The 13,158-nt window shown below is 60.4% G+C and carries 11 protein-coding genes; 4 read left to right on the forward strand and 7 right to left on the reverse strand.

The window, feature by feature from the left end:
* Positions 1-285: 285 nt before the first annotated feature.
* A complete protein-coding gene (dnaE, locus tag GFM02_RS12570; RefSeq protein ID WP_131664218.1) occupies positions 286-3,783 on the forward strand; it encodes a DNA polymerase III subunit alpha in 3,498 nt (1,165 codons plus the stop codon).
* On the opposite strand, the gene GFM02_RS12575 is transcribed toward dnaE, so the two are convergent.
* Together GFM02_RS12575 and GFM02_RS12580 are read right to left on the reverse strand one after the other, a co-directional pair.
* Positions 3,784-5,040 (reverse strand): L,D-transpeptidase family protein, encoded by a 1,257-nt coding sequence (locus GFM02_RS12575; protein ID WP_168321812.1) that lies wholly within the window; start codon positions 5,038-5,040, stop codon positions 3,784-3,786.
* Between the two features lie 306 nt (positions 5,041-5,346).
* Positions 5,347-6,639 carry a DNA polymerase IV gene (locus GFM02_RS12580; protein WP_168272502.1) on the reverse strand — a complete coding sequence of 431 codons (1,293 nt, stop codon included), beginning with the start codon at positions 6,637-6,639 and terminating at the stop codon, positions 5,347-5,349.
* Positions 6,640-6,715: 76 nt separating this feature from the next.
* On the opposite strand from GFM02_RS12580, the gene GFM02_RS12585 reads away from it, so the two are divergent.
* On the forward strand, positions 6,716-7,303 hold the full coding sequence (locus GFM02_RS12585) for a GNAT family N-acetyltransferase (RefSeq protein ID WP_168272485.1): 588 nt from the start codon (positions 6,716-6,718) through the stop codon (positions 7,301-7,303).
* Here GFM02_RS12585 and GFM02_RS12590 read toward each other — a convergent pair.
* Together GFM02_RS12590 and GFM02_RS12595 are read right to left on the reverse strand one after the other, a co-directional pair.
* Positions 7,278-7,952 (reverse strand): hypothetical protein, encoded by a 675-nt coding sequence (locus GFM02_RS12590; protein ID WP_168321813.1) that lies wholly within the window; start codon positions 7,950-7,952, stop codon positions 7,278-7,280. The two genes, GFM02_RS12585 and GFM02_RS12590, sit on opposite strands and share 26 nt — an antisense overlap.
* A 2-nt stretch (positions 7,953-7,954) precedes the next feature.
* Positions 7,955-8,263 carry a DUF3572 domain-containing protein gene (locus GFM02_RS12595; protein WP_003547422.1) on the reverse strand — a complete coding sequence of 103 codons (309 nt, stop codon included), beginning with the start codon at positions 8,261-8,263 and terminating at the stop codon, positions 7,955-7,957.
* Positions 8,264-8,396: 133 nt separating this feature from the next.
* Between GFM02_RS12595 and GFM02_RS12600 the strand changes: the two genes are divergently transcribed.
* Both GFM02_RS12600 and GFM02_RS12605 read left to right on the forward strand, forming a co-directional pair.
* Complete coding sequence (locus tag GFM02_RS12600) at positions 8,397-8,768, forward strand: response regulator (protein ID WP_003547430.1); 372 nt, start codon at positions 8,397-8,399, stop codon at positions 8,766-8,768.
* 18 nt (positions 8,769-8,786) lie between these two features.
* Entirely contained in the window at positions 8,787-10,160 is a 1,374-nt protein-coding gene (locus GFM02_RS12605; RefSeq protein ID WP_020049511.1) for a PleD family two-component system response regulator, read from the forward strand.
* Between the two features lie 748 nt (positions 10,161-10,908).
* Here GFM02_RS12605 and rpmG read toward each other — a convergent pair.
* The 3 genes from rpmG to GFM02_RS12620 all read right to left on the reverse strand — a co-directional run bounded on the left by rpmG (position 10,909) and on the right by GFM02_RS12620 (position 13,056).
* Positions 10,909-11,076, reverse strand: a complete 168-nt coding sequence (rpmG, locus tag GFM02_RS12610) for a 50S ribosomal protein L33 (RefSeq protein ID WP_003547442.1) — start codon at positions 11,074-11,076, stop codon at positions 10,909-10,911.
* 92 nt (positions 11,077-11,168) lie between these two features.
* Positions 11,169-12,353, reverse strand: coding sequence for an MFS transporter (locus GFM02_RS12615; protein ID WP_020049512.1), 1,185 nt, complete (start codon positions 12,351-12,353; stop codon positions 11,169-11,171).
* Positions 12,354-12,600: 247 nt separating this feature from the next.
* On the reverse strand, positions 12,601-13,056 hold the full coding sequence (locus GFM02_RS12620; protein WP_020049513.1) for a DUF983 domain-containing protein: 456 nt from the start codon (positions 13,054-13,056) through the stop codon (positions 12,601-12,603).
* Between the last annotated feature and the right edge of the window lie 102 nt (positions 13,057-13,158).

A 13,158-nucleotide genomic window follows, 5' to 3' on the forward strand; every position in this document is an offset into this window, starting at 1 on the left:
CAAGAAAGAAGGAAAAGATTCCTGTTGACAACAGAACATACATGGAACAAATTGAAAACATAACGAGTAAAGGAGAGCCCGATGACTGACATGATCCGTGATATCGCAGCATTCACCTCCATCGCAATGTTCGTTGCCAGCTTCTCGCTCATCGTCATGGCGCTCTAAAGTTTTCAGGGGACCGTATGGCAATCATGCGGTCCGGACGCGGGACTTCTTCTGGACATCATCGCCTTCTATGCCGACAATGCGTCCGATTCATTCGGGTGATTGGGAAGGCATGTCATGGCGGATACGGCAAAGGGTTCAACGGGCGAGGCGACCGGCGGCACGCCGAGTTTCATCCACCTGAGGGTCCATTCCGCCTATTCGCTTCTCGAGGGCGCACTGCCGCTGAAGAAGATCCTCTACAAGGCGACCGGCGACAGCCAGCCGGCGATTGCGATTACCGACACCAACAATCTGTTCGTCGCCCTCGAATTCTCCCAGAAGGCGATGGAAGACGGCCTGCAGCCGATCATCGGCTGCCAGGTCTCGATCGATATGGGAGACGGGTTGGAAACGGAAAAGCGCGGCGGTCAGCAGGCTCTGGTCAAGCTGCCGTCGATCGTTCTTCTTGCCGCGACGGATGCCGGTTACGAACGGCTGGTCGATCTCGTCAGCCGGGCCTATCTCGGCGGCGAGAGCAACCAGGCTGTTCATATCAGCGCCTCCTGGCTGGAGGAGGCAGGCACGGAAGGGTTGATCGCATTGAGCGGCGCCTTGACCGGGCCGGTTGACGTGGCGATCAAGGAAGGCCATCCCGCTCAGGCGGAAGCCCGGCTGCTCACGCTGAAGCGCCTCTTCGGCGACAGGCTCTATGTCGAACTGCAGCGGCACGGCACCTACGACAAGCGGCACGAGCAGAAGATCATCGGGCTCGCCTATGCCCACGACCTGCCGCTGGTTGCGACCAACGAGGCTTTCTTTCCGACTCGCGACGATTACGACGCTCATGATGCGCTGATGGCGGTCGCGCACAACGCCATCGTCTCCGATGACAGCCGCTTTCGCCTGACGCCGGATCACTATCTGAAGAGCCGGGCCGAGATGGTCAAGCTCTTCGCCGACCTGCCGGAAGCGCTGGAAAATACGATCGAGATCGCCAGGCGCTGCTCCTTCGTGCTGAAGACGCGAAAACCGATCCTGCCGCGCTTCACGGGTGCGACCGACGATGCCGAGGAGGCCGAACGCGCCGAGGCGGGCGAGCTGCGCCGCCAGGCGGTCGAAGGGCTGGATATGCGGCTTTCGACGCTCGGCATGTCGCCGGGCTATGAGGAAAAGGATTATCGCGAGCGACTGGATTTCGAGCTCAGCGTCATCGAGCGCATGCGTTTCCCCGGCTACTTCCTGATCGTTGCCGACTTCATCAAATGGGCCAAGCAGCATGACATTCCGGTCGGTCCCGGCCGTGGTTCGGGTGCCGGTTCGCTGGTCGCCTATGCCTTGACGATCACCGACGTCGATCCCTTGCGTTTTTCGCTGCTCTTCGAGCGCTTCCTCAATCCGGAACGCGTCTCGATGCCGGACTTCGACATCGACTTCTGCCAGGATCGCCGCGAAGAGGTAATCCGTTACGTCCAGGCCAAATATGGCCGCGAGCAGGTGGCGCAGATCATCACCTTCGGTTCGCTGCAGGCGCGCGCCGCCCTTCGCGACGTCGGCCGCGTGCTTGAGATGCCCTACGGCCAGGTCGACAAGATCTGCAAACTGGTGCCGAACAACCCGGCCAACCCGACGCCGCTGTCCAAAGCGATCGAGGAGGAGCCGAAGCTGCAGGAAGAGGCGGCGAAAGAACCCGTTGTCGCGCGGCTGCTCGACATCGCCCAGAAGATCGAGGGGCTTTACCGCCATGCCTCGACCCATGCCGCCGGCATCGTCATCGGCGACCGGCCGCTTTCCAAACTGGTGCCGATGTATCGCGATCCGCGCTCGGATATGCCGGTTACCCAGTTCAACATGAAATGGGTGGAGCAGGCGGGCCTCGTCAAGTTCGACTTCCTCGGCCTGAAGACGCTGACCGTGCTGAAGGTCGCGGTCGATTTCGTCGCCAAGCTCGGTATCAAAGTCGATCTCGCGGCCATTCCTCTCGACGATAAGAAGACCTACGAGATGCTGTCGCGCGGCGAGACGGTCGGCGTGTTCCAGGTGGAAAGTGCCGGCATGCGCAAGGCGCTGATCGGCATGAAGCCGGACTGCATCGAGGACATCATCGCGCTGGTGGCGCTCTATCGTCCAGGCCCGATGGAGAACATTCCGACCTACAATGCCCGCAAGCACGGCGACGAAGAGCTGGAATCGATCCATCCGATGATCGACCACCTGCTCAAGGAAACGCAAGGGGTCATCGTCTATCAGGAACAGGTGATGCAGATCGCCCAGGTTCTATCAGGCTATTCGCTGGGCGAAGCCGACCTGCTCCGCCGCGCCATGGGTAAGAAGATCAAGGCCGAGATGGACCAGCAGCGCGAACGCTTCGTCGTCGGCGCGGTCAAGAATGGCGTATCGAAACCGCAGGCCGACAATATCTTCGAACTGCTGGCGAAGTTCGCCAATTACGGCTTCAACAAGTCGCATGCCGCCGCCTATGCCATCGTCTCTTACCAGACGGCCTACATGAAGGCGCATTATCCGGTCGAATTCCTCGCGGCTTCGATGACGCTCGACATGTCCAACACGGAAAAGGTCAATGATTTCCGTCAGGATGCCAAACGCCTCGGCATCGAGGTGATCGCGCCTTCGGTGCAGACCTCCTTCCGCCATTTCGAGACCGGCGACAACCGCATCTATTACGCGCTCGCCGCCCTCAAGGGCGTCGGCGAATCCGCCGTCGACCATATCGTCGAGGTGCGTGGCGACAAGCCCTTTGCCAGCATCGAGGATTTCTGCCTGCGCATCGATCCGCGCCAGGTCAATCGTCGCGTGCTCGAAAGCCTGATCTATGCCGGCGCCTTCGATTGTTTCGACATGGACCGCGCCCAGCTGGCAGCCGGCCTCGACCGTGTTCTCGGTTATGCCCAGCGTGCCCAGGAGAACAAGCTGAGCGGCCAGTCGGACATTTTCGGCAGCACGCTGACGTCGGGGCCTGAGAAGATCTCGCTGCCGCCGTTCTCGCCCTGGCTCCCCTCCGAACGGCTGCTCAAGGAATTCCAGGTACTGGGCTTCTATCTGACGGCCCACCCGCTCGATTCCTACAACAACATCCTGCAGAAGATGCGGGTGCAGACCTTTGCCGAGTTTTCCGCCGCCATCAAACAGGGCGCGGCCAATGCGCGCCTTGCCGGTACCGTCATCTCGAAGCAGGAGCGCAAGACCCGCACCGGCAATAAGATGGGTATCATCGTCTTTTCGGATTCTTCAGGCCAGTTCGAAGCGGTGCTGTTTTCGGAAATGCTGAACCAGTATCGCGACGTGCTCGAGTCGGGAAAATCCTTCGTGCTGACCGCGACGGGCGAGGAGCGGCCGGAGGGCATCGGCCTGCGGATCCAGACAATCCAGTCGCTGGAGGAAAAGTCGCTGCAGATGCAGAAGGCGCTGCGCGTCTATGTCCGAGATTCCGGACCGCTGAGAATGGTTGCCGGCCATTTGAATGCCAAGGGCGACGGCCTCGTTTCCTTCATCGTCATCAAGGAGGAGGGCAAACGTGAGGTGGAGGTGGTGCTGCCGGAGAAATACCGCATCACGCCGGAGATTGCCGCCGCCCTTCGCGCCGCCCCTGGCGTCGTCGACGTCGAGCTTGTCTGATCACCCGCGGGTGATTGTGATGAAATCCGTGCCTTCGCCGGTCTCCCGGCCGAGGCCGGTATCGGAGATCGTCAGCGTCGAGCCCGGCGCGATGAGCGCTTCGATCTTGCGGCGGGTCTCATTGGGGATGCTAATCCGGCTGAGCGAACGGGCGATCGGCTTACCTGTGATGATCGAGCTTTCCTGATTGGTGATGCCGAGCCGCTTCATCGCTTCCCGGGAGAGATTGTTCTCAAGCGTGGTGCCGAGCCAGTCCGCTGTGCCGGCCTTTGCATCGACGGCATGCAACGTGAAGAAATGCGTGCCGAGCGCCAGTCCCGGATCGGCGATCGTCACCGGCGCTTCGAAGAGGGGCTTGAAAGCCTGCCGCACCATGATGACGCCGTTCGGCGGCTCGCCCTTGCCAGCCGCGGCATAGACTTCCCTGAGGAGCGTGTCGGAGACCAGGTTCCTGTCGGCGGCGAATTCCGTCGGCCGCAATGTCTTGAAAGCCTTGATCGCCTGCACGGTCGACGGACCGAGCAGGCCGTCCGGATTGCCGGCGGAAAAGCCGAGCTGGTTGAGCAGGGTCTGGATGTCGATCACCGTCTCGCGCAGCGTCCGGCGCGTAACGAGCATGCTGATCGGCTCGGACGGCGGCTCGGGTTCGAGCGCTGCAATCGGCGGCGCTGCCGGCATCGGCATCGCAGCCGTGTCGTTCATCGCCACCTGCACCGGCTTTTCGGTGCTGTGGGGCATGGAGGGCCGCAGCTCGACATCCGAAAATAGCGGCATCGCCGCCGGTGCGTTCGGATGAAAAAGTGTCGGATGGTCGATCGGTTGCGGCGCCAGTTCACCGTCGCTGATAATGACGGGGACACCGCGGTCGGTCATCCCGTAGAGCATTTTTGCGAAGGCGCCGGGTATGCGCACGCAACCATGCGAGGCCGGATAACGCGGCACCGAATTGGATTCGTGCAGGGCGATGCCGGACCAGGTCAGCCGTTGCATGAACGGCATCGGCGCCGCCGAATAGAGATTGGATTCGTGGTATTTCTGCTTTTCCAGCACCGAGAAGATGCCGCTCGGCGTCGTGTGGCCGTCCTTGCCGGTCGAGACCTTCGAGGTCGCAACGACCTCGGTGCCATCATAGACCGCAAGCGACTGCTTGTCCTTCGAGACGATGATCTGCAGCGTGCGCGCATCCGCGGCAAGAGCCGGGTGCACGAGTGCGGTGGCCGACAGCAAGCCGAGGCCGAAGACGAGACGCGAGAACATGATACCCAACCATACGCAATACTTGCCCGGCACATTATGGGACGAAGTTTAAGGAAGATTTTATAGGCCAGACCACCCGCAGATTTCACGCGCTAGAGCGCCGCGCGTCTTCAGACGCGCTAAGGACGCTCTATCGCTTTGAATCTGCGCATAATCTTTTCCGAAAATCGATTCCGATTTTCGGGGTTATACGCTAGAACAGGATGATTTTAGGCCGGCTCGGCCTAAAATCTGAATCCTGTTCTACATTATATAGTTAGAGCATGATGTCGTCCGAAAACCGCTCACACTTTTCGGCATCATGCTCTAGTGATCGCGCTTGCCGCTGCCGAATGTATAGCCGGTCTCGACCGTCTTCTTGCCGAACTTGTCGCGCAGCTTGTCCATCGCCGCTTCGGCTGCCGCCCGCCGGCCCGATTGCTGGTCGATCAGATCGGGCGGGTCGGCACGGGCGGTGTCGCCGAGATCGGTGACGCCGATGCCTAGCAGGCGGAATTTCGTACCATCAGTCTCTTTTTCGAGAAGCTCGAGCCCGGTGCGGAAGATCCTGTCGGCAAGCTGGGTCGGGTCTTCGAGCTTGCGGTTGCGGGTGCGCGATTTGAAATCGGCGGTCTTCATCTTCAAGACCACGGTCTGGCCGGCAATGCCGTTTTTCTTCAGCCGCCAGGAGACCTTTTCGGAGAGGTTGCGCAGGATCGGCACCAGATCGTCATAACGCGAGATGTCATCGAAGAAGGTCGTCTCGGACGAAACGCTCTTGGCGGCATCATTGAGATGCACTTCGCGGTCGTCGATGCCGCGCGACAGCCGTGCGAGCCGCTGGCCGATGCTGCCGTAGCGGCGCATCAGGTCGTTTTCCTCCATCTGCTGCAACTGGCTGATGGTGCGGATGCCGTCCGCTTCCAACGTCGCCGCAAAGGCCTTACCGACGCCCCAGATCGTGGTGACGGGACGCGGCGCCAGGAATTCGACCGCTTCCTCGCGGCCGATGACCGAAAAGCCGCGTGGCTTCTGCAGATCGGAGGCGACCTTGGCGAGGAATTTGCAATAGGAAAGCCCAACCGAAACGGTGATGCCGATCTCCCTTTCGATGCGACGGGCGAATTTGGCCAGCGTGCGCGCCGGAGGATCGTGATGCAGCCTCTCGGTGCCGCCGAGTTCCAGGAAGGCCTCGTCGATCGATAGCGGCTGCACCAGCGGCGTCAGATCCTGCATCATGGCGCGCACCTGCCGTCCGACCCGGACATATTTCTCCATGTCGGGGCGGATGACGATCGCTTGAGGGCATGCCTCCAGCGCCTTGAACATCGGCATGGCCGAACGCACGCCGTGGATGCGGGCGATATAGCAGGCGGTGGAAACCACACCGCGTTTGCCGCCGCCGATAATGACAGGCTTGTCGGCAAGTTCCGGATTGTCGCGTTTCTCCACCGCTGCATAAAAGGCGTCGCAATCGATATGCGCAAGCGTCAAGGCGTAGAGTTCGCGGTGGCGCACGAGACGGGGGCTGCCGCAGGAAACGCAACGGCGCGCCTCGCCCTTCTGCTCGGCAAGGCAGTCGCGACAGAAGCCGGGTGTCTTGGCAGGCGCAGGCGTCATGATGAGAACAAAGATTGAACGCCGGGACATTACGCCTTAAGCTTCCGAGTCTCAAGTGAGGGCGGGAGCTTTGCCTTTGGATAACGATCTTCGTTTCGAGCCGGTAACGCCAGAACGCTGGGACGATTTCGAAGTCGTGTTCGGGCCGCAGGGTGCCTTCTATAACTGCTGGTGCGTCGCGTTGCGTCTGCCGCATGCGGTGAGGACGAAGATGGCGGCCGACGAACGCAAGGCGCATATGCGGGAGCGGATCAAGGCGGGTCCGCCGCCTGGCATCCTCTGTTATGCCGACGGCGCGCCGGTCGCCTGGGTGCAGGTCGGGCCGCGCCATGACGTGCCGCAGTTCAATTCGCCGCGCACCGTCTCGCGGCCGCTGGAAGAGGGCGATGCGCATGATCCGTCCATCTGGGCCGTCAGTTGCTTCTTCCTGCTGCCCAAACTGCGCGGCAAGGGAATGAGCCATCGCCTGCTTGCCGGCGCAATCGACCATGCGCGGCGCCAGGGAGCGCGGCTGCTCGAAGCCTGTCCGATCGATCATGTGAAGCAGTCGAAATCCGTGACGCTCTGCATCGGTTCGACGGCAATCTTCGATGCCGCCGGTTTCGAGACGGTTGCGCGGCGCAAGGACGGCCGGCCGCTCATGCGGCTGGAACTACGTGCGTGAAGCTGCCGGAAACAAAATACGCCTCGATCAGCGCGGCCGCATGCGTCCAGTCGGTGGCGCGGGTGATGTCGTTAGCGGCGGCCGGGGCGAAACGATGGACGGGCGAGTTCGGCATCAGGTGAATCAGCAGGCAATCGGCGACGTGATCCCTGACGGAATGCAAATTGCGCGCCATATCATCAATGAAGACGACGGGAAGGGAGCGGCTGGCATGCAATGCGTGAACGATCGGCCCTTTGGGCTGTTCGGTGGCAAGCAGCGGAAAGAGCAGGCCCATCCTGTCGAGCAGGCGACGGCGCTGGTTCTGGAACCGCGGCTGCATGGCTGTCAGGAAAAGGATATCGGCCTCTTCCGAAAGCCGGTCGAGCGTTTCGACGACGCGGTCGAGCGGCGTCTGCCACAGCTCTTGGGCTTCGAAGAATTCCTCGATCAGCCGGCTGACCTCCTGATCCTCGATCTCCACGCCGTCGGCTTGCGAGACGATGTTGCCGTGCAGCCGGAACGATCGCGGCAGAAACGCGCAACCCTGGCTCTGAAGGAAAAGCTGGAAGGGACCGATGAACTGCAGCACGACGTCGTCGACGTCGCAGACGATCAAAGGCCGTTCGCCGAGGCGGATATGCGAGATGTCGAATTCCCCGGACGTCACGGTCAGTATTCTCCGGAATCGAGGCCCGGTGAAGAGAAATGCCGCCAGGCCGCCGTCACCGTCTCCGGGCTGATCCCGCTCGCCGCGCAGAAGGCCATCGCCGTCGGTTCATGGTTCATCAGGAAATCCATCATGCCGGCGAGGAATCCGGGATCGTCGACGGCGTTGCGCACCTGGCCGGGCGCCACACCCGTCAGGGCGAGGAAGCGGCCGAACATGTCGGGATCGTCGGCAAGCCAGCCGAGCACGGCGATCGCCGTCTCGTGCGGGTCGGCGGCCTGTTGTTTCGAAGTCTTGAAGTTGCTTTGCATTTCGCTGGGTAAGTTACCTTTTCTTCAACCAAATACCGGTAGCGTGCGCTATCGGTTTCACGGAGCTATTTGTCCGCATGTGCCTTTCTCATGGGACGAACCGCTGCGCGAACGGACGTAGGGACAGCTTGTCATGCCCAAACAGGTGATGATTGTAGAAGATAACGAGCTCAACATGAAGCTCTTTCGCGACCTCATCGAGGCGTCCGGTTATACGACGATCCAGACCAGAAATGGTATGGAGGCGCTCGATCTGGCGCGCAAGCATCGCCCCGACCTCATCCTGATGGATATTCAGCTTCCCGAAGTCTCCGGCCTCGAAGTCACGAAATGGCTGAAGGAAGACGACGAGCTGCACGTGATTCCCGTCATCGCCGTTACGGCTTTCGCGATGAAGGGTGACGAAGAGCGGATCCGCCAGGGCGGCTGCGAGGCCTATGTTTCCAAGCCGATCTCGGTTCCGAAATTCATCGAGACGATCAAGACCTATCTGGGCGATGCCTGACGCATCGGAAAGACGCTGATGACTGCGCGAATACTGGTGGTTGACGATATTCCGGCCAACGTGAAGCTGCTCGAAGCGCGGCTGCTTGCGGAGTATTTCGACGTGATGACCGCAGCCGACGGATACACGGCACTGGCGATCTGCGAGCGCAACCAGGTCGATCTCATCCTGCTCGACATCATGATGCCCGGCATAGACGGTTTCGAGGTCTGCGAGCGGCTGAAGGCCAGCCAGAAGACCGCCCATATTCCAGTCGTCATGGTCACCGCGCTCGACCAGCCGACCGATCGCGTACGCGGCCTGAAAGCTGGCGCTGACGATTTTCTTACCAAGCCGGTCAACGATCTGCAGCTGATCTCCCGGGTGAAGAGCCTGCTGCGGCTGAAGACATTGAGCGATGAGCTGCGCATCCGCGCCGACACCGCTCATACGATGGGCATCGATGACCTCACACGGGCAGGCGAGGGCCGCGCCGACGAGACCGCTCAGGTGCTGCTCGTCGACGGCCGCGCCAATTCGCAGGAGCGCATCATCAAGGCGCTGAAGCCCGTCGCCGACGTGCTTGCCCTTTCCGATCCGCAGGCCGCTCTCTTCGAGGCGGCCGAAAGCGCGTTCGATTTCGTCATCGTCAACGCCAACTTCGACGATTACGATCCGCTTCGCCTCTGCTCGCAGCTGCGCTCGCTGGAGCGCACCCGCTTCCTGCCGATCCTGATCATCACCGAGCAGGGTGCTGACGAAATGGTCGTGCGCGCACTCGATCTCGGCGTCAACGACTACATCATCCGCCCGGTCGATCCCAACGAACTGGTTGCCCGCAGCCTGACGCAGATCCGCCGCAAGCGCTATAACGACCGCCTGCGCGCCAGCGTCAAGCAGACGATCGAGCTTGCCGTGACCGATCCGCTGACCGGCCTTTATAACCGGCGCTATCTCGACAATCACCTGAACGTGCTCTTCAACCGTTCGATGGCGCGGGGCCGGCCGCTTTCGGTGCTGATCACCGATATCGATCGCTTCAAGCATGTGAACGACACTTACGGCCATGATGGCGGCGACGAGGTGTTGCGGGAATTTTCAAATCGCGTCCGTTCGACCATCCGCGGCGCCGATCTCGCCTGCCGCTACGGTGGAGAGGAATTCGTCGTCGTGATGCCCGACACCTCGCCGGAAATTGCCGCTGCCGTCGCCGAGCGCCTGCGCGCGGCGATCGAAAGCGCTCCCTTTATGCTGAAACACTCCGGGGAAGCGCTGAATGTCACTGCTTCCTTCGGCATCGCCTCGCGTATTGCGTCGGTGCTGACCCCGGGCCAGCTGATGAAACAGGCGGATCTTGCCCTTTACGAGGCCAAGAATACCGGTCGCAACCGTGTGGTCGCCGCGGCCGCGTGACGAATCACTTGCCGCCATATGTGCCATTTGCGAGTTTTCCACTGCGGTAAGCCAATTGTTACCGATTTTTAATTTTCGCCTGTGCAATGCAGGGCTAAAATTTCGCAACTCAATAGCCCAAAAATGGACTCGCCGCGTTGCTGCGGATGTGTTGCCGCGCGATAGTCTTGAGAACATCAGGTCGTAGCTCAAAATAAAGGGGAGACTATAAAAACTGCCTGCCGCGGACAGGGTCAAATAGATTGCGGCGACGTCACCTCACGTAGGGGGAGGGGAGGCGTAAGTTGTTCAGTTATATTGTCGAATTTCTTCAAAACGTCAGGCGTTACGCTTCGAGTCCAAGCAGAGCGGATAAATCTTTGTATGTCCCAAATCTGGACTTTTAACCATAGAATCAAGCTGCAAACATTCACCATTAAGAATTTGTTGATTTTCTTTCATTTTTGCGCAAATTATCGGCTCATAAGAGAAGCGCTCCCGTTGAGGAGCTGTCGATACCCCATGATGCTCAGGTCCGCCGCATCTCCTGGGTCGTGGGGTCGGTCGGCTAGTAGGCAAGTTATAGCGGTTCCTCGTGCCGTTTTGCATGCTGGCCGACCCCCTTTCAAGAAAACGCCGCCACTTCCCGAAGATGGAAGGGCGGCGTTTTTCTGTTTGCGCTATCATTTTTTAAAGGCGATCAATCCGGGCAATAAAAAACGCGCAACCCGAGGGCGCGCGCTTTTTTGAAATCCGTCAGGCCAAGTGATTACTTGATCTTGGTTTCCTTGAACTCGACATGCTTCTTTGCAACCGGGTCGTACTTCGTCTTCGTCATCTTGTCCGTCATCGTACGGCTGTTCTTCGTGGTGACGTAGAAGAAACCAGTGTCGGCTGTCGACAGCAGCTTGATCTTGATTGTTGTAGCCTTGGCCATGGTCGTCCTGCCTTTAAGAAAATGAAAGCCGTGGAAGCCGGATGGGCTCCACGGCAAATCCTGGCGCGAAACTACGAATCCCGCCCGAAAAGTCAAGCCCGTTTTCGAATGAACATCAGTCTGATGCCGGAAAGTAGGGCGTAAAGACCGAAGAAAGCCGCAATCGCCCAGGCAAAACCGTTATTTCCAGCGACATCGATCGCCGCGCCGATCGCCTGCGGCCCGGCCACGGTTCCCATCGCATAACAGAAGACAAAGGCGGCATTGGCCGCTGCAAGATCGGAGCCCGTCAGCCGCGAGCCGAGATGGCTGAGGCCGACCGTATAGAGGCCCGAGACGCAGCCACCCCAGAAAAGCAGGAGCCCGGCCATCAGCAGCCAGTTGTCGAGCAACAGCGGCAACATCATCGAGCCGATGAAGCCCATCAGCGCCATGCCGGCCAGAAGCGGCCGCTTGTCGGCGATGCGGTCGGAAAGCAGGCCGAGCGGGATCTGAAAGATGACGTTGCCGACACCCATCATGGTGAGCAGAAGTGCGGCCTGCGATTCCGTGAAATGGGCGCGCACCGCAAAAATCGGGAAAAGCGACAGCCCGCCCGCTTCGACCGCGCCGAAGATGAAGACCGCCGCCGTCGCCGTCGGTACCAGGAAAACGTAGCGCATGAAATGCAGCTCCGGTTTTTCCTCGAGCACCGGGCTTTCGTCGCGGGCGATGAAGATCGGGATGGCCGCCAGCAGGATGGCGGCGGCGCCGATCAGGAAGGGAAAGATGCCGTCGCTGCCGAGGATGGAAAAGAGCAATGGTCCGGCCGCGAAGCCGAGGGAAAGCACCGTCGCATAGATGCCGAGCACGAAACCGCGCTTGGAAGGCGGCGAAGCGGCGTTGATCCAGAATTCGGAGAGGATGAACAGCGTCGTCGTCGCGCCATGGAAGGCGAAACGCAGCGGAAACCACATCCAGAAATCCTCTGCGTAATAGAAACCGAGCGCGCTCAGCGCCGAAATCAGCACGGCCCAGAGCATTGTCGGCGCCACTCCATATTTATGGGCGAGCTTGGTGGTGATCGGTGCGGCGGCCATCGCCGCGACCCCGGCCATGGCCGTGTTGAGCCCGATCAGGGTGGACGAGATGCCGCGTTTTTCGAGGATGATGCTGAGGAGGGGCAGACCGAGGCCGATTGCTATGCCAACGGCTGATATGGACGAGATGGCTGCCACCAGAGAAGGCCAATGGATTTCTTCGACATCGCCCGGTGTGCCGTTTCTCGGCTGAGACATTTATGCATCCTTAGAAAGCTGTGCGAGCGAATCGGCCGGTCACCTCGCATAGAAAGACAGAGGCGTGCCAAATCTAGGTGACGGGCAGCGTTTCGCAGTATTTCCGATGTGAGTGACCACCTGCGGAATGTAAAGCCTGTTCAGACAAGAAAAGCTTACCATGTCAAGTCGTTGAGGATCGTCGGCTACCCCGTGGGTCGGTGGAGGGCTGGCACTACACGTTAAATATGTCTGGAAGGTGAAGGCGCTAATTCGGCCGGCCGGGGATGTCATAATCGTCCGGACCGTCGCTCTCGCCACCGAAGCCGTGCATGCGCAGCGCCCATTGCAGACCGATGACCCCGCCCTTGATCGGCTGGATCGAGGCAAGCGCGGTGATGACGGTGATCGGCGCCCAGATGGCCAGATGGACCCAGACCGGCAGCACGAAAGTCAGGTCGGTCAGCATATAGCCGCCGACCACGACGTGGCCGAGGACGAGGATGACGATATAGGGCGGCAGGTCGTCGGCGCGCTGGTGATGCATCGCCTCGCCGCAGGCCGCGCAATGATCGACTGGCTTCAGGAAGGCGCGAAAGAGCTTGCCGCTGCCGCAGGCCGGGCAGCGGTTCATCAGCCCGCGCATGATGGAGCGCCCAAGCGGACGCTCCACCTCGGGCGTATCGCCGTAGCGGGCGGCGGCCGGATCGGTCGGTGTGCTCATCGCATGTTCCTCTTCGGATCTAAAACACGTCGCGCGAAACTCTGCAGCGGTTTGCGATAACGACATGCGTGAAAACAAGGGCCTATAGCGCGGGGAGCCAAT

Origin of the sequence: Rhizobium leguminosarum bv. viciae, from assembly GCF_012276115.1 — a bacterium.
GTDB classification, from domain to species: Bacteria; Pseudomonadota; Alphaproteobacteria; order Rhizobiales; family Rhizobiaceae; genus Rhizobium; species Rhizobium leguminosarum_T.